The 20,880-nt window shown below is 46.0% G+C and carries 18 protein-coding genes and 1 rRNA gene; all 19 read left to right on the top strand.

The features are described from left to right. The first annotated feature begins 115 nt into the window (after positions 1–115). Positions 116–1,438, top strand: coding sequence for a CitMHS family transporter (locus BUC05_RS19595; RefSeq protein WP_035202180.1), 1,323 nt, complete (start codon positions 116–118; stop codon positions 1,436–1,438). Positions 1,439–1,798: 360 nt separating this feature from the next. After that, complete coding sequence (gene spoIIE / locus BUC05_RS19590) at positions 1,799–4,288, top strand: stage II sporulation protein E (RefSeq protein WP_081427698.1); 2,490 nt, start codon at positions 1,799–1,801, stop codon at positions 4,286–4,288. A 47-nt stretch (positions 4,289–4,335) separates the two neighbouring features. Further along, positions 4,336–5,088, top strand: a complete 753-nt coding sequence (locus BUC05_RS19585) for a vWA domain-containing protein (RefSeq protein WP_073305774.1) — start codon at positions 4,336–4,338, stop codon at positions 5,086–5,088. Then, positions 5,057–5,998 carry a protein kinase domain-containing protein gene (locus BUC05_RS19580; RefSeq protein WP_035202204.1) on the top strand — a complete coding sequence of 314 codons (942 nt, stop codon included), beginning with the start codon at positions 5,057–5,059 and terminating at the stop codon, positions 5,996–5,998. The genes BUC05_RS19585 and BUC05_RS19580 overlap by 32 nt, the downstream gene beginning before the upstream one ends. A 23-nt stretch (positions 5,999–6,021) precedes the next feature. Then, positions 6,022–7,431: a tRNA lysidine(34) synthetase TilS gene (gene tilS / locus BUC05_RS19575; RefSeq protein WP_035202183.1), complete on the top strand. Its 1,410-nt coding sequence runs from the start codon at positions 6,022–6,024 to the stop codon at positions 7,429–7,431. A gap of 42 nt (positions 7,432–7,473) precedes the next feature. Next, complete coding sequence (gene hpt, locus BUC05_RS19570) at positions 7,474–8,013, top strand: hypoxanthine phosphoribosyltransferase (protein ID WP_011244969.1); 540 nt, start codon at positions 7,474–7,476, stop codon at positions 8,011–8,013. A gap of 69 nt (positions 8,014–8,082) precedes the next feature. Then, positions 8,083–10,071 (top strand): ATP-dependent zinc metalloprotease FtsH, encoded by a 1,989-nt coding sequence (gene ftsH, locus BUC05_RS19565; protein ID WP_011244970.1) that lies wholly within the window; start codon positions 8,083–8,085, stop codon positions 10,069–10,071. A 59-nt stretch (positions 10,072–10,130) separates the two neighbouring features. Beyond that, positions 10,131–10,901 (top strand): type III pantothenate kinase, encoded by a 771-nt coding sequence (locus BUC05_RS19560; RefSeq protein ID WP_011244971.1) that lies wholly within the window; start codon positions 10,131–10,133, stop codon positions 10,899–10,901. A 16-nt stretch (positions 10,902–10,917) separates the two neighbouring features. Beyond that, the gene (gene hslO / locus BUC05_RS19555) at positions 10,918–11,805 is read left to right on the top strand and encodes an Hsp33 family molecular chaperone HslO (RefSeq protein ID WP_011244972.1); all 888 of its coding nucleotides are present in this window, start codon (positions 10,918–10,920) and stop codon (positions 11,803–11,805) included. A 133-nt stretch (positions 11,806–11,938) separates the two neighbouring features. Continuing rightward, positions 11,939–12,877: a cysteine synthase A gene (cysK, locus tag BUC05_RS19550; RefSeq protein WP_073305772.1), complete on the top strand. Its 939-nt coding sequence runs from the start codon at positions 11,939–11,941 to the stop codon at positions 12,875–12,877. Between the two features lie 170 nt (positions 12,878–13,047). Next, positions 13,048–14,481, top strand: coding sequence for an aminodeoxychorismate synthase, component I (pabB, locus tag BUC05_RS19545; RefSeq protein WP_051881120.1), 1,434 nt, complete (start codon positions 13,048–13,050; stop codon positions 14,479–14,481). A 12-nt stretch (positions 14,482–14,493) separates the two neighbouring features. Beyond that, on the top strand, positions 14,494–15,087 hold the full coding sequence (gene pabA, locus BUC05_RS19540; protein WP_011244975.1) for an aminodeoxychorismate/anthranilate synthase component II: 594 nt from the start codon (positions 14,494–14,496) through the stop codon (positions 15,085–15,087). Beyond that, positions 15,072–15,911: an aminodeoxychorismate lyase gene (gene pabC / locus BUC05_RS19535; RefSeq protein ID WP_035202184.1), complete on the top strand. Its 840-nt coding sequence runs from the start codon at positions 15,072–15,074 to the stop codon at positions 15,909–15,911. Before pabA ends, pabC begins: the two co-directional genes overlap by 16 nt. After that, complete coding sequence (gene folP / locus BUC05_RS19530) at positions 15,908–16,732, top strand: dihydropteroate synthase (RefSeq protein ID WP_035202185.1); 825 nt, start codon at positions 15,908–15,910, stop codon at positions 16,730–16,732. The genes pabC and folP overlap by 4 nt, the downstream gene beginning before the upstream one ends. Continuing rightward, positions 16,725–17,090 (top strand): dihydroneopterin aldolase, encoded by a 366-nt coding sequence (gene folB, locus BUC05_RS19525; protein WP_035202207.1) that lies wholly within the window; start codon positions 16,725–16,727, stop codon positions 17,088–17,090. The genes folP and folB overlap by 8 nt, the downstream gene beginning before the upstream one ends. Next, positions 17,083–17,601: a 2-amino-4-hydroxy-6-hydroxymethyldihydropteridine diphosphokinase gene (folK, locus tag BUC05_RS19520; protein ID WP_011244979.1), complete on the top strand. Its 519-nt coding sequence runs from the start codon at positions 17,083–17,085 to the stop codon at positions 17,599–17,601. Before folB ends, folK begins: the two co-directional genes overlap by 8 nt. A gap of 120 nt (positions 17,602–17,721) precedes the next feature. Continuing rightward, positions 17,722–18,723: a tRNA dihydrouridine synthase DusB gene (gene dusB, locus BUC05_RS19515; RefSeq protein ID WP_011244980.1), complete on the top strand. Its 1,002-nt coding sequence runs from the start codon at positions 17,722–17,724 to the stop codon at positions 18,721–18,723. Positions 18,724–18,813: 90 nt separating this feature from the next. Beyond that, the gene (gene lysS, locus BUC05_RS19510; protein ID WP_035202187.1) at positions 18,814–20,313 is read left to right on the top strand and encodes a lysine--tRNA ligase; all 1,500 of its coding nucleotides are present in this window, start codon (positions 18,814–18,816) and stop codon (positions 20,311–20,313) included. Positions 20,314–20,702: 389 nt separating this feature from the next. After that, positions 20,703–20,880 (top strand): 16S ribosomal RNA (locus BUC05_RS19505); the annotation flags it as partial.

The following is a 20,880-nucleotide window of genomic DNA, read 5'->3' as shown; positions in this document are numbered from 1 at the left end:
ATGGACAAAATAAAAAAAATGAATAGAATGCCCATTAAATTGGAAACGGTTACAAGAGGCGCCTGTTTCGTTAAGATAAGAGAAATCTCAGTATAAGGCTTGGAAGGAGACCAGTATGTTTAGTCTTAGTTTTATTGGACTGATTGCGATTGTGGCAGTCGTCGCATTGCTTATCAGCAAAAAAGTGTCGCCAATCGTTGCTTTTACGCTTATTCCCATTATAGCCGCGGCCGTTGCAGGCTTCGATTTAAATGACATTGGTAGTTTCTTCAGTGTAGGTGTCAATGATGTGATTTCTGTCGCCGTCATGTTTATTTTTGCAATACTCTTTTTTGGCATTATGCAAGATGCAGGCTTGTTTGATCCCGTTATCAATAAAGTGCTTGCCCTCTCAAAAGGAAATGTCATTGGCGTAGCAGTAGCAACAGTGATCGTTGCCTGCGTCGCACATCTCGATGGCTCAGGCGCGACAACGTTCTTGCTGACCATCCCGGCGCTGTTGCCTACTTACAAGCGTTTGCAAATGAGCCCGTATTTGCTCTTGCTTTTAGTCGGTCTAGGGGCAAGCATCATGAATATGGTGCCGTGGGCAGGACCGGTAGCGCGTGTTGGTACCGTACTTAATATGAGCGCCGGAGAACTTTGGTTGCCGCTTATTCCTTTGCAGCTTATTGGCATCGCGTTGCTGATCGGTCTAGCGGTGTTGCTTGCTATTAGAGAAAAGAAAAGAATTGCCAATCGCTCCGTATGGAATGAAGCAGCAGCTACAGCATACTCGGCAAATGACTCGAAAGAAACAGAAAGCCAAAAGAAAGCAGGCGCTCTGCAAATGACCGTCAATGCGCTCCTAATGGCTGCTGTCATTATTGTATTGGCGGTCGACGTCTTGCCGGCCCCGCTCGTATTTATGCTTGGCGTGGCACTGGCGCTGCCGTTTAATTTACGGAACGTAGACGACCAAATGGAAGCCATTAAAAAGCACGCACCAAATGCGTTAATGATGGCAACGATCATCATTGCCGCAGGCTGTTTTTTAGGAATTTTAAACGAGTCGGGAATGCTCCAGGCACTAGCAGTCGATATAGTCGGCGTGCTTCCACACGCTGTTGTCCCTTATATTCATGTTATTATCGGCTTTTTTGGCGTCCCATTTGACTTAATTTTAAGCACAGATGCCTATTATTTTGCATTGTTGCCACTCGTTGAACAGATTGTAACCGAAGTCGGAGTTTCTTCTACTTCAGCCGCATATGCGCTCGTAATCGGAAACATCATTGGTACATTTGTTAGTCCTCTTGCCCCGGCTGTATGGCTGGCATTGCAACTCGCAGGCCTTGAAATGGGCAAACATATCCGCTATTCCTTTTTTATCATGTGGGGATTTAGCATCGTCATGCTTGTGATCGCTTACATCCTCGGCATTATTACATTTGCATAAAAGCTTCACTCAGAAAAAAATGCGTTTGTCTACCATTTGAAGCCGCATCGTTAGGTGCGGCTTTTGATGTTGGCGGCAAAAGCAACAGACTGAGAAAAAAGATTGTTCCCCATGCCTAAATTCGTCCGTCATTTCTAGCCAACCATTGAGCATCTATCCAAAGATACGCTAACACCAAACCCCTATTATTCGATTTTTGTGAATCATCCACACTGATTCGCCCGAAGTACGTCGAAATAATTTTTGATATTGGTCCTTAATTCTGACAAATTGCTCCAGCTTTGCTTGCTATAGTGAACGTACGATATTAATAGGGTGGTGGCGAGAATGATCAGTAAAGTGATAAAGACGTCAGAAGAAATGGGTACAGCGAAAGTAGCCGAAAAGCTAAACGGCATATGGACCAAATGTGCAAGCAGTGGACAAGCCCTTAAAAGCGGAGCCAAAACGGTGCTTTATGATTGGGGCATATTCATTGCCATTCTTGGTTTTCTGCTAGGAAGGGCTATGATTTTATCAGAGTTGACGCCATTTATCTTGCCATTCTTGGCGGCTGTGTTTTTGTTAAGGCGCTCTCAATCACTCATTGCTGCAGCTTCGTTATTAGCAGGTGCCGTGTTTAGTTTTCATGGTCAGTTTATTTTTGCGATTGCAGGGATCGGGTTCTTTCTTATCCTGTACAAATGTATGAAAATGTTCATGAAACACCCTGCTAAATCGCTCCCTTATCTCGTGTTTTCAGCTAGCATCGCTACAAGGCTGTCACTCGTATTTCTAACAGAAGGTGGATTAAGCCAATATGCGATGATGATGGCTACAGTCGAAGCGGCGCTAAGCTTTATCCTGACAATGATCTTTATCCAAAGCATACCGCTTGTGACAGGAAAAAGAGGTGGACAAGCACTTCGGAATGAAGAAATTATTTGTTTAATTATCTTGCTTGCCTCTGTAATGACAGGAACAGTCGGTTGGACGATAAATGAGGCTGTGCTTCAGCATAGCTTTGCCAGTTATCTCGTTTTAGTGTTTGCTTTTGTTGGCGGGGCTGCAATAGGCTCGACCGTCGGAGTGGTGACAGGCTTGATTTTAAGCTTGGCGAGTTTAGCAAGTCTTTATCAGATGAGCCTGCTTGCCTTTGCAGGCTTGTTAGGAGGGTTGTTAAAGGAAGGGAAACGGATCGGCGTGTCACTTGGCTTACTTGTAGGAACGCTCTTAATTGGCATGTATGGTCAAGGGGGCGGGCTTGGGGCAAGTGTGTCAGAATCTGCCATTGCGATCACGCTATTTTTGCTGACGCCGAAGAGCTGGCTGACGAAGGTAGCACGCTATATTCCTGGGACAGTTGAGCATTCCCAGGAACAGCAGCAATATTTACGGAAAGTCCGTGACGCGACAGCTGGAAAGGTTGAACGGTTTTCGTCTTTATTCCAAACGCTATCGAACAGCTTTCATACACCTTCTAAAAATGAGGAAGAAGAGCATGACCATGAGGTCGATGTCCTCCTGAGCCGCGTGACAGAAAAAACATGCCAAACGTGCATGTTGAAAGAAAAGTGCTGGGTGCAAAATTTTAATGCTACTTATGATTCTATGAAGCAAATGGTCCAGGAAAGTGAGGTGCATGGAACGGTTGTCGATCCAAAATTACAAAGGCAATGGCGCAGCCATTGCCGTAAGCCTGACCAAGTCATGGCTGCCCTTAATGCGGAAGTGAACCATTATCGGGCAAACAAGGAATTGAAGAGGCAAGTGTTAGAGAGCCAACGGCTAGTCGCCGACCAATTGCTTGGCGTTTCCCGGGTAATGGGGGATTTCGCCAAAGAAATCCAAAAAGAAAAGCAACCTCATGTCATCCAAGAAGAAGACATGGTCGATGCTTTGAGGAACGCTGGCCTTGAGGTTGGGCATATAGACATTTACAGCATGGAGAGTGGCAGCATTGAAATTGAAATGAGTGTGTTATGCAGCCATGAAAATGGCGAGGCGGAAAAAATTATCGCGCCAATGCTTTCTGATTTAGTTAAGGAAACGATTGTGTTAATGCGGGAAGAACCAGGCTTTTATTCAAATGGATATAGCCATATTTCATTTGGGTCAGCAAAGCCTTTTGCTGTTGAAACAGGCATTGCCAAAGTCGCCAAAGGCGGCGAATGGCTGTCTGGAGACAATTATGCCATGATCAAATTAAATAGCGAAAAGTTCGCGGTTGCGATAAGCGACGGCATGGGCAACGGTGAAAAAGCCCATTTGGAAAGCAGTGAGACGTTGAAGTTGCTGCAAAAAGTGCTGCAATCAGGAATTGAAGAAACAGTGGCAATCAAATCAGTCAATTCCATCTTGTCATTGCGCAACACGGAAGAAATGTTCTCCACACTCGATTTGGCGATGATCGATATGCAAGATGCAGGAGCAAAGTTCCTGAAAATTGGATCAACGCCAAGCTTTATTAAGCGGAAAGACCACGTCATAAAAATTGAAGCAGGCAATTTGCCAATGGGCATTTTCCACGAATTTGAAGTAGACGTTGTTAGCGAGCAGCTTAAGCCAGGTGACTTGCTGATTATGTGCAGCGATGGGGTGTTTGATGCGAAAAGGCAAGTTGAGAACAAGGAGCAGTGGATGAAACGTATGATTAAGGAAATTGAAACCGATGACCCACAAGAAGTGGCCGATGTGCTATTAGAAAAAGTCATTCGGTCGGAAAAAGGAATTGTCATTGAAGACGATATGACGATCGTCGTTACTCAGTTGAAACACAATACGCCGAAATGGTCTTCGATCCCGATCCATCCGAAGACGACTAAAAACAAAAAATCCGCGCCGTTCTATAAACAGGCAACAGGCACATAAACGTATATTTTCCCTCCAATATGACCATGATGGTAACACGAAATCAGATGGAGGGGAAACGAATGAATGGGACATTAAGGCAAATTTTGCTCATGACCGACGGGCATTCGAATTACGGCGAAGATCCTGTAGCGATTGCGCGCTTGGCCCAAGAGTATGACGTTACGGTAAATGTAATCGGCATTACTGATGAAAACCGCGAAAATGAAAAAGGACTTCAAGAGGTTGAAGCGATTGCTCTAGCTGGTGGAGGGGTTAGCGAAATTGTTTTTGCCAGGCAACTGGCCAAAACAGTTCAGATGGTAACAAGAAAAGCGATGACGCAAACACTTCACGGTGTCGTTAACCAAGAACTTAAACAAATATTAGGCCAGAATGATGAAATGGAAGACTTGCCGCCGGAAAAACGCGGGCAAGTGATGGAAGTAGTGGATGATCTAGGGGAGAAAGTGCTCTTGGAGGTACTTGTGTTAATCGACACGAGTGCAAGCATGACAAATAAATTACCGATGGTGCAGGAAGCGTTATTGGATTTGTCCATTAGTTTAAATTCCCGTTCAGGGGATACAAAATTTTCTCTGTATTCATTTCCCGGGAAAAGAAAGCCGATTGAAAGGTTGCTTGATTGGACACCAAAGCTCCAATCACTCACTGCGACTTTTACGAAACTGTCAACGGCGGGAATGACACCGACTGGCCCAGCTTTGCAAGCAGCACTCCAAGTGTTTGAGGAAAGACGGGGCAAAAGGAGATTGGAAGACGATGAGAATGAACAGCGCCAAGGGCGATTTGGATTTTGAACTTTACCCAGGACTGGCATTTCGCGGCAAGTGGAACCGTAAACCTTATAAGTTGATTCGAAAACTTGGGGCAGGGGTCACTGGCTATGTTTACTTGGCAGAAGGAGAAACGGGTTCAGTGGCGTTAAAGATTGGCACAGAACCGATGTCAATTACAGCAGAAGCGAATGTACTGAAACAGTTCAGCAAGGTCCAAGGCAAGCCGCTTGGGCCTTGCTTATTTGACGTTGACGACTTCCTGTCTACCAATAGTGTCCTTCCTTTTTACGCAATGGAGTATATTGAAGGCGAAAATTTTGTTGACTTCCTCCGAGGCAAAGGGCCAGAGTGGCTGCCTGTATTGGCATTGCAATTGTTGAGTGCATTAAGCGCGCTCCATCAACAAGGCTGGGTATTTGGCGATTTAAAGCCCGAAAATGTGATTGTTACTCGTCGTTCAGCTGAAGTCAGACTGTTAGATGTAGGCGGAACCACACGAGTGGGCCGCGCGATTAAGGAATATACTGAGTATTATGACCGGGGTTACTGGGAACAAGGAACACGAAAGGCGGAGCCGACCTATGACTTATTTGCGGCCGCAATGATGGTCGTCGACTGTGCCTACCCGCGGCAAGTAAAAAAAGAGCGGGGCAATACGGCAAGCCAATTAAAAAAGCTTATTTACCAAGCGCCACTCTTAAAACCTTACCGGGAAATTGTTTATAAAGCATTAATGGGAGGGTATGGATCTGCAGAAGCAATGAAAAACGACTTTCTTGCCTCGGTGAAGCAAACCGAAGAGCGTAGCCGAGTGAAACGGAAACAGCAACATAAAGTTAGAAAACAGAAAGGGGCGCCGATCGACTTAATCCTAGTGATGTCTTTTGTTCTCATCCTTTTTGTCCTATACTTATTGATACAATCATTTTGAAGAGAGCTATAGGGGCGAATAGAATGGAAGCACGCGTGGAACAGTTTATAGAAAACAATCGATTGTTTGGAATGGAAACAAACGTACTTGTTGCCGTCTCAGGCGGCCCCGATTCAATGGCGCTGCTTGCCATTATGGCCAATTTGCGAGAAAAGTGGAAGCTCAATCTATTTGTCGTCCATGTTAACCACCGACTTCGAGGCGAAGAGTCAAATAAAGATGCCGAACTAGTTCAATCTTTCTCTGCTCGCCTCGGCGTGCCGTGCAATGTGAAAGACGTTGACGTTGCTGCCTTTAAAGCCGAGCACCATGTTGGAACGCAACAAGCGGCCCGTGCCCTCCGCTACCAAGTCTTCCAAGGGGAAATGGAGCGAGTACATGCTACTGTGCTTTTGACTGCCCACCATGGCGACGACGAAGTGGAAACGGCTTTTATGAAACTAACTCGCGGAACGACACCGTTGACGAAGCTAGGCATTGCCGCTACTAGGCCATTCGCAAATGGTGTGTTGGCGCGGCCGCTACTTGAAGAAACGAAGCGTTCCATCGTCGCCTACTGCAACGAAAAGGACATTCCTTACCGAATCGACCAGAGCAATTTTTCCGATGCGTATACGCGCAATCGGTTTCGAATGAACATGGCGCCTTATCTTGTTGAGGAAAACCCCCATATTCATAAACATATTGGCCGTTTTGACCGCTGGCAAGAGGAGGACAACCATTATTTAATGGAGCAGGCGAAAGCTCATTTGGATCAAATTTTAACGAAAAAAAGCGAGAAAAGCATTGAACTTGAAATTCAGGCGCTTTGTCTTGCCCCCTTTCCTTTACAAAGAAGAATGATTCATCTAATATTAAATTATCTTCACTTAAATGTTTACGGAGTAAATGACATGCGTGTTTTTCCTGATGCAATTGAGCAGATCCAAGCGTTTCTCCAAACAAGTGCCCCTTCCGCTCAACTAGATTTGCCAGGTAGGGTACAAGTGAAACGTTCCTACGGGACGTGCTTGTTCACAACAGCCCCTTTTATAGAAACAAAAGCTTATTGTCATCTGCTTAGTATCCCAGGTAAAGTAGACACGCCCCTTGGAGTAATCAGGGCGGATACACGAGAAGAACTATTGGAATTGGAACATACGGATGCTGTTTCATTTCAGGTGAGCCAAGTGGCTTTTCCGCTATACATACGAAATCGCAAGCCGGGAGATAAGCTGTCCCCAAGCGGAATGAGCGGAAGCAAAAAAGTGAACCGTTTGTTTATCGATCGAAAAGTAGATCGCGCCAAAAGAGATGCTTGGCCTCTGCTTGTCGATGCAAATGACTCGATTCTTTGGGTGCCTTCACTTCAAACATCCCGCATTCTCACCCGCTCCGCTAATGTACAAGGCGAGCTACTCCATGTTACTTTTTCCCAACATAAATGGCCATAACGAAAAAAAAGGCACCAACTTACAGGAGGTACATGACCGTACATGAAGAACGACATGAAAGAAATTTTATTGACTGAGGAACAAATTCAGCAAAAAATCAAGGAATTGGGGCAGGCTATCACAAAAGAGTATGAAGGCCGTTTTCCACTAGTTGTCGGTGTTTTAAAAGGCGCCCTTCCTTTCATGGCTGATTTGATTAAAGCTGTGGATACTCATTTGGAAATTGACTTTATGGACGTGTCCAGCTATGGAAAAAGCACTGTCTCCTCAGGTGAAGTGAAAATTGTAAAAGACCTTGACACGAAAGTGGAAGGGCGTGATGTCTTAATTGTCGAAGACATCATTGACAGCGGCTTAACGCTAAGCTATTTAATCGAGTTGTTTAAATACCGGAAGGCTAAGTCTGTAAAAGTGGTAACGCTTCTCGATAAGCCTGAAGGCAGAAAAGTGGATTTGGTGCCGGATATGACAGGTTTTGTTGTCCCGGACGAATTTGTAGTAGGATACGGTCTAGACTTTGCAGAACGCTACCGGAATTTGCCTTATGTCGGAATACTGAAACCTGAAGTTTATGAAGGCTAATTATTGGTATAGAACGATTTCTTATGGTAAGATAGGTGCAGTTTTGTTGGACGCGGGAGGAGGTACAGAATGAATCGTACAGTACGCACGATAGTCATCTTGACGATACTGATGCTGATTATTATTGCAGGGGTCCAAAGCTTTTCAAATGATCCTACAGAAACCCAGCAAGTTCGCTATGATGAGTTCTTAGAGAAGCTCGAGCAAGGAGAAGTGGAAAATATTACCGTTCAGCCTGAGCGTTCTGTTTTAGTTGTCACAGGACAGTTTGCCGGGCAAAAAGATGGCGAAAATTTCACCACAACGATTCTGAATTCAGATATTACAGCAGACCTTCTCTCTAATATAGAAGGCGTCGAATTGACGGTTGAACCAGAAGAAGAACAAAGCAACTGGTTGTCAACCATCATTATGATCGCGCCGTTTTTACTAATCTTTTTGATCATCATTTTTCTCATGAGTTCTGCCCAAGGCGGTGGCGGCGGTGGCGGTAACCGCGTCATGAACTTTGGCAAAAGCAAAGCAAAAATGGTTAGCGATGAGAAGAAAAAGGCGAAGTTTAAAGACGTTGCCGGCGCTGACGAAGAGAAGCAGGAGCTTGTCGAGGTCGTTGAGTTTTTAAAAGACCCGCGCAAGTTTGCCGCTATAGGGGCGCGGATTCCTAAAGGCGTGTTGCTTGTCGGTCCTCCAGGTACAGGGAAAACGCTGCTTGCCCGGGCTGTTGCCGGTGAAGCAGGCGTGCCGTTTTTCTCAATTAGTGGTTCTGATTTCGTCGAAATGTTTGTTGGGGTCGGGGCATCCCGTGTGCGTGATTTATTTGAAAACGCCAAAAAGAATTCCCCATGTATTATTTTTATCGATGAAATTGACGCAGTTGGGCGCCAGCGTGGCGCAGGACTTGGCGGCGGCCATGATGAACGTGAGCAAACGTTGAACCAATTGCTTGTCGAAATGGACGGTTTTAGTGCAAATGAAGGCATCATTATCATTGCTGCTACAAACCGTGCTGATATCCTTGATCCCGCACTCCTTCGTCCAGGTCGTTTTGACAGGCAAATTCAAGTGAACGCCCCTGACGTTAAAGGGCGTGAAGAAGTGCTCAAAGTCCATGCGAGAAACAAGCCGCTTCGCGAGGAAGTAAAGCTTGATCTCATTGCGATTCGAACGCCTGGTTTTTCCGGGGCAGACCTTGAGAATTTGCTGAATGAAGCAGCGCTTGTGGCAGCGAGAAACGACAAAAAAGAAATTGGCATGGAACATATTGAAGAGGCAATTGACCGTGTCATTGCAGGTCCTGCCAAAAAAAGCCGCGTCATTTCCGAAAAAGAAAAGAACATTGTTGCGTGGCATGAAGCTGGGCATACCGTTGTTGGCGTCAAGTTGGAAAGCGCCGACATGGTCCACAAAGTAACGATTGTCCCTCGTGGAATGGCAGGCGGTTACGCGATGATGCTGCCGAAAGAAGACCGTTATTTTATGACAAAGCCTGAGCTGCTTGATAAAATTGTCGGCTTGCTTGGCGGGCGTGTCGCTGAAGAAATTCAATTTGGTGAAGTTTCCACAGGTGCTCATAATGACTTCCAACGAGCGACAAGCATAGCGCGGAAAATGGTAACGGAATATGGCATGAGCGATAAATTGGGGCCTATGCAATTTGGGCAAAGTTCTGGCGGTCAAGTTTTCCTAGGAAGAGACATTCAAAACGACCAAAATTATTCAGATGCGATTGCTCATGAAATTGATTTGGAAGTTCAACGCATCATAAAAGACAGTTATGAGCGTTGTAAACAAATCTTGCTTGCGAATAAGGATAGTCTAGACCTTATCGCCAAGAATTTGCTTGAACTCGAAACGCTTGATGCCGAACAAATCCAATCCCTCATTAATGAAGGCAAGCTGCCTGAAAACCATCATGCGTCGAAGAAAAACGGCGACATGAAAGTGAACATCCAGTCAAAAGATTCAGCAGAAGAAGTGGAAGGCGCTTATGAAGAAACGACAAACGTAGGCGAAAACCGACCACCGTCTTCAGAGGAAACAAAGGAGAACCGCGATTAAGCGAAAATAGAGGGTGCCTAGATGGCACTCTCTTTTTGGTAAAAAGGGGGTCAAAGCCAATGATGTTGGCCATTGATATTGGCAATTCTTCGATTGTGACAGGCGTCTACGACGAGAACGACCAACTAGCATTCATATTTCGGATCGCGACCACGCACGATAAAACGAGTGATGAATATGCCATGTTGCTGCACTCTTTTTTTGAGCAAAAAGGTTGCCGTTTCAACGACGTCACCGGTGTGATCATCGCGTCTGTCGTTCCAACAATTATGCACCGCTTTCGCCGCATGTGCCAAGATTATTTACACGTAACCCCCTTAATTGTCGGTCCTGGCATTCGCACCGGCCTTTCAATCCATTATCAAGACCCGAAAGAAGTCGGTGCCGACCGGATTGCTAATGCCGTTGCAGCAATTGCTCGCTACGGCGCTCCGTGTATTGTAGTCGACATTGGTACGGCTACGACATTTTGCTGCATTGATGCAAAGCACCGTTACCGAGGGGGCGTTATTGCCCCTGGAGCGGCTATTTCGACGGCAGCTTTGTCGAATAAAGCATCTAAATTGCCGAAAATTGAACTTACAAAGCCGGCATCTGTTGTAGGAAAGACAACGGTTGCCTCCATGGAAAGTGGGACATTCTATGGGCATATAGCGATGATTGACGGCGTGGTTGAACGAATCAAGGAGGAGCAACGTCTTGACGATGCTAAAGTCATTGCAACAGGCGGATTAGCCTATCTTTATGCGGAAGAATCAAAGCAAATTCAACATTTGGAACAAGAGTTAACGTTAAGTGGGCTAAAATATATTTACGATAAAAACCAATGATTGGAGCGGGTTTTGAATGAAAGATTATGTAGTAAAAGCAACAGCCTACGACGGTGAGGTACGGGCGATTGCCCTTAGAGCGACAGAAATGGTCAAAGAAGCATGCAAAAGGCAGGGCACTTGGCCGACTGCTTCCGCTGCCCTTGGACGGACAATGATGGGCGGAGCCCTTATGGCATCGATGTTAAAAGGCAAGGATAAGCTAACTGTACGAATTCAAGGAAATGGACCGATTGGGGAAATCATCGTTGATGCCCATGCATCAGGGGCAACGCGTGGGACAGTGACCAACCCTCATGTCAGCCCAGAGTTAAACAGCAAAGGCAAGCTCGATGTGGCGAGAGTGGTCGGGACTGAAGGAACACTTTCGGTTGTAAAAGACCTCGGTATGAAAGAACCATTTACAGGAAGCGTGCCGATTGTTTCAGGCGAAATAGGCGATGACTTCACATACTACTTTGCCAACTCAGAGCAAACACCTTCCTCTGTTGGTGTCGGTGTCCTTGTCAATCCTGATGAAAGCGTCCTTGCAGCGGGAGGGTTTGTCATCCAACTACTGCCTGGAGCGAAGGAAGCAACCATTACAGAAATTGAAAAACGGATCGGGGAAACGCCGCCTATTTCGAAGCTGGTGGAACAGGGCAAAACACCTGAAGAAATAATTAATGGCCTTCTTGGAGAAGAAAATGTCAAGTTCCTTGAAACAAAACCTGTTTTCTTCGAATGCTCGTGCTCGAAGGAGAGAATCGGCAACGCGATTATTAGCCTTGGGACGAAGGAGATTGAAGCGATGATTACAGAGGATGGTGGCGCTGAAACGGTGTGCCATTTCTGCAATGAATCGTATTCATTCACAGAAGCAGAACTAAAAGCGTTGTTAGAAGAAGCCGAGAGCAAACGGTAGACAAAACCATGCTTCATTGGCGCAGGCGAAAAGCGTGAAAAGCAGAGATGTCTGATTGACTTATCTGAAAATGTTTGCTATCCTATTTTTATAAAACCAATGAAGATACTAGGGATTGAGGAGGCGTTTGATTGTGACCGTTGTAAACAACATTACGGAATTGATCGGCAATACCCCGCTTGTAAAATTAAACCGCCTGGCGACTGCTGAACATGCAGACGTGTACTTAAAGCTTGAATACCAAAATCCAGGAAGCAGCGTAAAAGATCGGATTGCACTGGCGATGGTGAATGCAGCTGAAGAATCCGGAGAACTAAAGCCAGGAGCGACCATTGTTGAACCAACAAGTGGCAACACGGGCATTGGCCTCGCTATGGTTGCAGCGGCCAAAGGCTATAAAACAAAACTGGTTATGCCTGAAACGATGAGTATGGAGCGGCGTAACTTGCTGCGCGCTTACGGAGCTGAGCTTGTGTTGACCCCAGGTCCAGAAGGCATGGGCGGGGCAATCCGAAAAGCGACAGAGTTAGCTAAACAAGACGGGCATTTTATGCCGCAGCAATTTGAAAACAGCGCCAATCCGAAAATCCACCGTGAAACGACTGGCAAAGAACTGCTTAAGCAAGTCGATGGGCAGCTTGACGGCTTTGTCTCCGGCATCGGCACAGGCGGCACGATAACTGGAGCAGGCGGCCTATTAAAAGAGCATTTTCCAGAATTGAAAATTGTCGCGATTGAGCCGAAAGACTCTCCTGTGCTGTCAGGTGGCAAGCCCGGCCCCCATAAACTGCAAGGCATTGGCCCAGGTTTTGTGCCAGGCATCTTAAATACAAATGTGTATGATTCGGTTTTACAAGTATCGACTGAACAAGCGTTTGAATATGCACGTCGTGCGGCAAGGGAAGAAGGCATTTTAGGCGGTATTTCCTCAGGGGCAGCCATTTATGGAGCGTTAGAACTTGCGAAAGAGCTAGGGCCAGGTAAAAAAGTGGTTGCGATTATTCCTTCAAACGGAGAACGGTACTTGAGCACGCCGCTGTACCAATTTGAGGAAGAAACGACCCATTCATAATTTACCAGCTTTGTTTGTCGGCCACTCGACATGAGGGTTTAAAAGATAGGAACAAGGCAAACGATGCGCCTGTCTACCGTCTGTAGCAGTCTCTTTTCGAAGAGGCTGCTTTTCTTCTTAGAAATTGTTTAGTAGAATAGGCACATATGCTTTAGAGACGGAGTGAGTCTATGGCGCAAAAAGGGTCTGCCATTCGTACATCAATAAATAAAAAAATCGCAATGCCGCAAAACGAGTGGTTTCACCGATTTTCCGCATTGGCGAAAGACGAGCCCCATCATGTACTGTTGGAAAGTGGACAGACAGGCCGGTATAGCATAATCGGCTTAACGCCTGTTGCTGTGATCGAAGGCAAGGGCCACACATTAATGGTTAGCGACCAAAACGGCAAACATCTTTTTAAAGGCCCGCTGTTATCTTCGTTAGAAACGGTACTTGCCCCCTACCAAACAGAAGACACGTTAACAGGCCCACCAATGCAAGGCGGGGCGATTGGATACTTGTCTTATGATGTTGTCCGAGAAATTGAGTCGTTAAAGGAAACCGCGGTTGATGATTTGCAACTGCCTGAAGTCTATTTTCTCGTTTTTGAGGAAGTAGCTGTGTACGACCATGAGGAAGAGCAGTTGTGGCTATGCGCCAATGGAAGCGATAGCCAATTGCTGCAGGAGAAAGTGGCGCTGCTTGAACAGCGGTGGCTGCAAGCAGAGTCTGCTCCGACACCAAGTAGAAATCCATTTACTTCCCGTTCACGCAAAGAAGCGACATTTACGAAAGAGCAGTTTGTTCGTGCTGTCGAAAGGGTGCAGGACTACATTCGAAGCGGCGATGTATTTCAAGTCAATTTGTCCGTTCGCCAGACCCGGAGCCTTCAAGTAGACCCTTTTAGTGTGTATAAAGAGCTAAGGCAGCTTAATCCATCACCGTATATGGGTTATATCCATAGTCCAAAAACACAAATTGTTAGCGCCTCGCCCGAATTGTTAATTAAAAAGCGGGGCAATGAACTGGAAACAAGGCCAATAGCTGGAACACGCTCAAGAGGTGTCAATGAGGAAGAAGATGCCTTGCTTGAAGCAGAACTTTTAAGCAATGAAAAAGAGCGGGCTGAGCACGTAATGCTCGTTGATCTGGAACGTAACGATCTTGGCAGGGTGAGCCAATACGGCACGGTAGCCGTTGACGATTTATTAGTGGTTGAACGGTACTCACATGTTATGCACCTTGTTTCCAGTGTAAAGGGACAATTGGCAGAGGGTTTGACGCTATACGATTGCATTCGGGCAACGTTCCCAGGGGGGACGATAACGGGAGCGCCAAAAGTAAGGACAATGGAGATCATTGAAGAGTTGGAGCCCGTTCGCCGCGGCCTATATACAGGGTCCATTGGTTGGATTGGTTTTAATGGCGACATGGAACTAAACATAGTCATTCGCACGATGCTGTGTCAGGATGGGAACGCCCATGTCCAGGCAGGCGCTGGAATAGTGATTGATTCCAATGCCGAAAACGAGTACAAAGAATCAATGAAAAAGGCGCAGGCGCTATGGCGTGCGCTTGAATTAGCAGAGCAGAGAGTTTTAACAAAAACGAGCAGAGCTTAGGAGGAGCAAGAGATGATTTTAATGATCGACAATTATGATTCATTTACGTACAATTTGGTTCAGTATTTAGGCGAAATGGGACAAGAGTTGGTCGTCAAACGGAATGATGCTATAACGATTACGGAAATAGCCGACTTAAATCCTGATTGTATCATGATTTCTCCAGGGCCATGTAGCCCAAACGAAGCAGGAATCAGCTTAGAGGCGATTCGTGCTTTTGCAGGGAAAGTGCCGATTTTTGGCGTATGCCTAGGACACCAGGCGATTGCCCAGGCTTTTGGCGGCCATGTTGTTCAGGCGGAGCGGCTGATGCACGGGAAAACATCGAATGTCCAGCATGATGGAAAAACAATATTTGCTGGTCTTCCGAGTCCGCTTGTCGTCACGCGTTACCATTCGCTTATTGTTAAACGAGAAACGTTGCCTGGATGTTTTGAAATTAGTGCGGAAACAACGGAAGGGGAAGTGATGGCGATTCGCCATAAGGAGTTGGCGATTGAAGGCGTCCAATTCCATCCCGAATCGATTATGACGAAAGAGGGGAAAACGTTGTTGCGTCAATTTATTGATTCTTATCAAGGTGGCACGGCATGTTCCTCAGTATAAACGGAGCTGTTGTTGCAAAAGAGCAGGCGACCATTTCTGCGTTTGACCACGGTTTTTTATACGGCATTGGTCTGTTTGAGACTTTTGCTGCCCATAAAAACGGGGTGTTTTTGCTCGAAGCGCATATTGACCGTCTTTTAAAAGGCTTAGAATCAGTCGGCATTGCCTACGCATTGACAAAAGAACGGGCGCTTGAAACCGTCTATACATTGCTTGAAGCAAATCAGCTCGAGGAAGGATATGTCCGCTGGAATGTATCAGCTGGCATGCGTGAGATTGGCTTGTTTCCAGATCGCTATGAGGCGCCAACGGAAATCGTGTATATGAAGCCATTGCCTAAAAAGCCGCTTCACAAAGAAGCTGTTGTTTTACACACTGTTCGGAACACGCCTGAAGGGGGCGTGCGGCTAAAATCACATCACTATTTAAATAATGTTCTCGCCAAGCAAGAGCTAAACCAGTCCCCTCATGCTGAAGGCATTTTTTTAACAAAAGAAGGGCATGTAGCAGAAGGCATTGTCTCCAATCTATTTTGGATAAAAGGCGATGTTGTCTTCACACCCTCGTTAGAAACGGGCATCTTAGGCGGAGTAACGAGAAGCTTTGTGATCAAACAATTACAAAGGGCAGGGCATGAAGTGCGCGTAGGCTTATTTAAAGCGGAAGCTCTTCATGAAGCGGATGCCCTTTTTCTCACGAATTCAATCCAAGGCGTCGTGCCTATTACAAGATTGGACGGCCGGGAGCTGGAAATCGGCTCGCTTGTGCCGGTCATTGCTGCCAACTACACACATGCAGCGAATGGAGGAAGCAAAACAACATGAGCAAGCGATTTTCTCTTCAAGTCAATAGGGGAGCACGAACAAAAGTGATGGGCATCTTAAACGTAACGCCTGACTCTTTTTCAGATGGGGGCCGCTACAATCGTCTTAACGCGGCGGTTGACCGTGCCCATGAGCTTGTGAAAGCTGGCGCTGACTTAATTGATATTGGCGGAGAATCAACGAGGCCAGGGTACACCCCTGTGCCAGCAGAAGAAGAAATGGAACGGGTTATTCCCGTCATTGAAGCAATATCAGCGCGGATGGACGTCCCGATTTCCATTGACACGTACAAAGCTAAAACGGCAAAAGCAGCAGTACATGCTGGCGCTGCTATTATTAACGATGTTTGGGGAGCAAAAGCTGATCCGGAAATGGCGACAGTTGCTGCCAACCTTGCTGTTCCAATCATACTGATGCACAACCGCGAGAATATGAATTATCAATCGTTCATGGAAGATGTGAAAGCTGATTTGCAAGAAAGCATTGACATCTGCCTCAGGGCAGGTGTACAAAAACAGCAAATTTGGCTTGATCCAGGGGTCGGCTTTGCGAAAACGTATGAACAAAATTTGGAGGTTATTCGTGAACTAGACCAAATTGTCGAAATGGGCTTGCCAGTGTTGCTTGGTACTTCAAGAAAATCTTTAATTGCCAAAACCTTGAATTTGCCGGTTGAGGAACGTATAGAGGGCACTGGCGCGACCATTTGTTTAGGAATCGCGAAAGGCTGTCAAATCATTCGTGTCCATGATGTGAAGGAAATGGCACGCATGGCCATTATGATGGACGCCATGCTGAAAAGGAGTGATGATGTTGGATAAAATCTTTTTAAATCAACTGTCTTTTTACGGATACCATGGCGTCTATTCAGAAGAAACAAAGTTGGGCCAACACTTTATCGTCGATTTAGTGCTTGAGCTCGATTTAAGGCATGCTGCACGCCATGATGATTTGCAGGCATCCATTGATTACGGCGACGTACATGAGCGTGTTAAAACGATTGTTGAAGGAAAACCGTACAAGCTGGTAGAAGCAGTGGCTGAACGGATTAGCGCCGAGCTTTTACAGGCGTATGACCAACTGCAAACCTGTACAGTGAAAGTGATCAAGCCTAATCCGCCCATTGCAGGGCATTACGACTCGGTTGCAGTCGAGCTAACGAGGTCACGCCATGCATAAGGCTTATATTGCGTTAGGTTCGAATGTAGGAGACCGGGAAAATTATTTGCAGGAAGCAATGAAGCTGCTTGACGCCGATGCCTCGATTCAAGTCATTCAAGCTTCTTCCATATATGAAACGGAGCCTGTTGGCTTTACGGACCAAGGGCCATTTTTAAATATGGTTGCTGAAGTCGAAACAACCCTTAGCCCGTTTTCATTGCTTGCAGCAACACAAGCAATAGAGAGGAAACTTGGTCGAAAACGCCTTATCCGCTTCGGCCCTCGTACACTAGATCTTGACATTTTGTTGTTTGATCATGAAAATATAGAGACGGGTGAGCTGCAAATCCCCCATCCACGAATGTGGGAGCGCGCGTTTGTGCTCGTTCCGCTTGCAGAAATAGCGCCTGATGTATACAGCGAAACCTGTAAGCAAACAGTGGCTGAATTAGCTTCGGCGATGCAAGCTGGTGTAACATGGTGGAGAGATTGGAGCGGCGTTGACCAATACGTCCATACAGAAAGCTAAACGCTGTTGCTGTAAGCGTATCTTGAATTTAGGTGAATATAGCAGGATCATTGGTCCTGAAGGGTTTATACATCTCCAAAGCGGAGATGATACAAAGGAGAGCAAATGGAGGTGTGACCTATGCTGAAAATAGGCGATATAGAAATGAAAAACCAAGTCGTACTCGCGCCTATGGCAGGAGTATGCAACCCGGCGTTTCGCTTAATTGCGAAAGAATTTGGCGCCGGCCTAGTTTGCGCGGAAATGGTTAGTGACAAAGCCATCTTGCATAAAAACGAAAAATCGTTACAAATGCTTTACGTAGATGAGCGGGAAAAGCCGCTTAGTTTGCAAATTTTTGGTGGAGAAAAAGATACACTAGTAGAAGCAGCGCGATTCGTAGACCAAAACACCAATGCCGATATCATCGACATTAACATGGGTTGTCCAGTGCCGAAAATTACAAAGTGTGATGCAGGAGCCCGCTGGCTTCTTGACCCTAAAAAAATTTACGAAATGGTCGCTGCCGTTGTCGATGCAGTCAAAAAGCCGGTAACTGTCAAAATGCGGATTGGCTGGGATGAAGACCATATTTATGCCATCGAGAATGCTCGTGCAGTTGAACGAGCGGGCGGAAGTGCAGTAGCCGTACATGGTCGCACGCGCGTTCAGATGTACGAGGGTGTGGCTGATTGGAATATAATTGGCGATGTGAAAAAGGCAGTGAACATTCCGGTTATAGGCAACGGTGATGTGGCTACACCGCAAGACGCCAAGCGGATGCTCGACGAATATGGCGTTGATGGTGTGATGATTGGCCGTGCAGCTCTCGGAAACCCGTGGATGTTGTACCGTACAATCCAATATCTTGAGAATGGTACTCTTCCTCCAGAACCGACTCCACGCGAGAAAATTGAAGTTTGTTTAATTCATTTGGATCGTTTGGTTGCTTTAAAAGGCGAGCGTGTGGCAGTGCGCGAGATGCGTAAACATACAGCTTGGTATATTAAAGGATTGCGCGGCAAAGCGAAAATCCGCGACAAAGTCAACCAATTTGAAACAAGGGATGATGTAGTAAAAGCCCTTTATGAATACGTTGATTTCTTAGAGGGGCGCGAACTGGCGGAGAGTTCTGCGATATAGTACACTGTTCGTAGTAATGAACGGCAAAGGGTTTGACCGGTTTACTCGGTCTACCCTTTTTCAGTGAATGAGGACAAGGGGTTGAGAGCGATGACGGAAGGATTGGAAATGCATGATTTGCTTGCCGTGCGCCGAGACAAGTTAAATCAATTGTATGATGAAGGGATTAACCCATTTGGCGGAAAGTTTGAACGGACGCATACATCAAATGAAGTGATTGAGCAATTTGCTGCGTTTACGAAAGAAGAGCTTGAAGAAAAAGACGATCATGTCGTCCTTGCAGGGCGATTAATGACAAAACGCGGCAAAGGAAAGGCCGGGTTTGCCCACATTCAAGATATAGGAGGGCAGATTCAAATATACGTTCGTCAGGATGCCGTAGGGGAAGAAGCGTATGGTTTATTCAAATCATTAGATATTGGCGACATGGTTGGTGTCGGCGGGCGTCCATTTAAGACGAAGGTAGGAGAAATGTCTGTGAAAGTGACGGAGCTGGTGATACTAGGGAAATCATTGCGTCCGTTGCCAGACAAATATCACGGTTTAAAAGACGTTGAGCAACGTTACCGCCAGCGTTATCTTGATCTAATTACGAGTCCTGAATCAAGAACCGCGTTTATAACAAGAAGTAAAATCATTCAAGTCATGCGCCGTTATTTAGATGAAAAAGGCTTTCTTGAAGTGGAAACGCCGATGATGCATAGCATCCCTGGTGGAGCTTCTGCTAGGCCATTTGTCACTCACCATAATACGCTCGATATGGAATTATACATGCGTATTGCGATTGAGCTTCATTTAAAGCGTTTGATCGTTGGCGGCTTGGAAAAAGTATACGAAATAGGCCGTGTGTTCCGAAATGAAGGGATATCAACTCGCCATAACCCAGAATTTACAATGATTGAACTTTATGAAGCGTATGCTGATTACCATGACATTATGGAACTGACAGAAGGCGTAATCGCGCACATTGCTAAGGAAGTCTTAGGCACGACCACGGTCCAGTACGGAGAACACACCGTTGAACTGGCACCTAGTTGGAAGCGAGTCCATATGGTTGATGCGATTAAAGAAAAGACTGGCGTCGATTTTTGGCAGCAGATGAGCGATGGAGAAGCGCGGGCACTTGCAAAAGAACATGGAGTGCCAGTAAAAGAAACAATGACATTTGGCCATGTTGTAAACGAGTTTTTTGAGCACTTTATAGAAGAAACGCTTATTCAGCCTACATTTGTATATGGCCATCCTTTGGCGATCTCCCCGCTTGCAAAGAAAAATGAGGAAGACCCGCGCTTTACTGATCGCTTTGAGCTGTTTATTGTTGGGCGTGAACATGCCAATGCATTCTCTGAACTTAATGATCCGATTGACCAGAGAAAACGCTTTGAAGCACAATTAATTGAACGTGAGCAAGGTGACGATGAGGCCCACCGAATGGATGAAGATTTTATTGAAGCGCTTGAATACGGCATGCCTCCAACAGGCGGTCTCGGTATTGGCATTGATAGACTTGTGATGTTGTTGACAAATTCACCTTCCATCCGGGACGTCATTCTCTTCCCGCAAATGCGTAACCGCGAGCAAGGCGAATAAGCAATGGTTGGCTGATCTGATGTTTTCTACAGGTCAGCCAACTGCCTGTTCAAACAGATAAGAAAATCTTTTAAAAAAGTATTGCGCTTTTTGTTTTATAGTGGTATATTATTTCTTGTCGCTAAGATGCGATGTTCACCAAACGAAGCAAAAACAAAAGATTTTATTGACAAACGTCGCTGTTTTTGCTACAATGAAAAAGTTGCTGAAATGGCAACCAAGTCCTTTGAAAACTGAACAAAAGCCAAGCGTAAAAGAGATACAAGGTATCTCGTCAATCATAGTGAGCCACAACTTCGGTTGTGCAATGAAGCTAAGGATCTTCGGTTAAGGTCGCGACGTCCTGTCGCAACACCGAAGCCAACACATCCGTGTGTAAGTAAACTTTTTTAACGGAGAGTTTGATCCTGGCTCAGGACGAACGCTGGCGGCGTGCCTAATACATGCAAGTCGAGCGGACAGAAGGGAGCTTGCTCCCGGACGTTAGCGGCGGACGGGTGAGTAACACGTGGGCAACCTGCCCCTTAGACTGGGATAACTCCGGGAAACCGGAGCTAATACCGGATA

The sequence above is a fragment of the Shouchella rhizosphaerae genome, assembly GCF_900142675.1.
Taxonomy (GTDB): Bacteria; Bacillota; Bacilli; order Bacillales; family Bacillaceae_D; genus Shouchella; species Shouchella rhizosphaerae.
The sequence above is the reverse complement of the archived record's forward strand: the minus strand, read 5'-3'. Positions and strand labels throughout refer to the sequence as shown.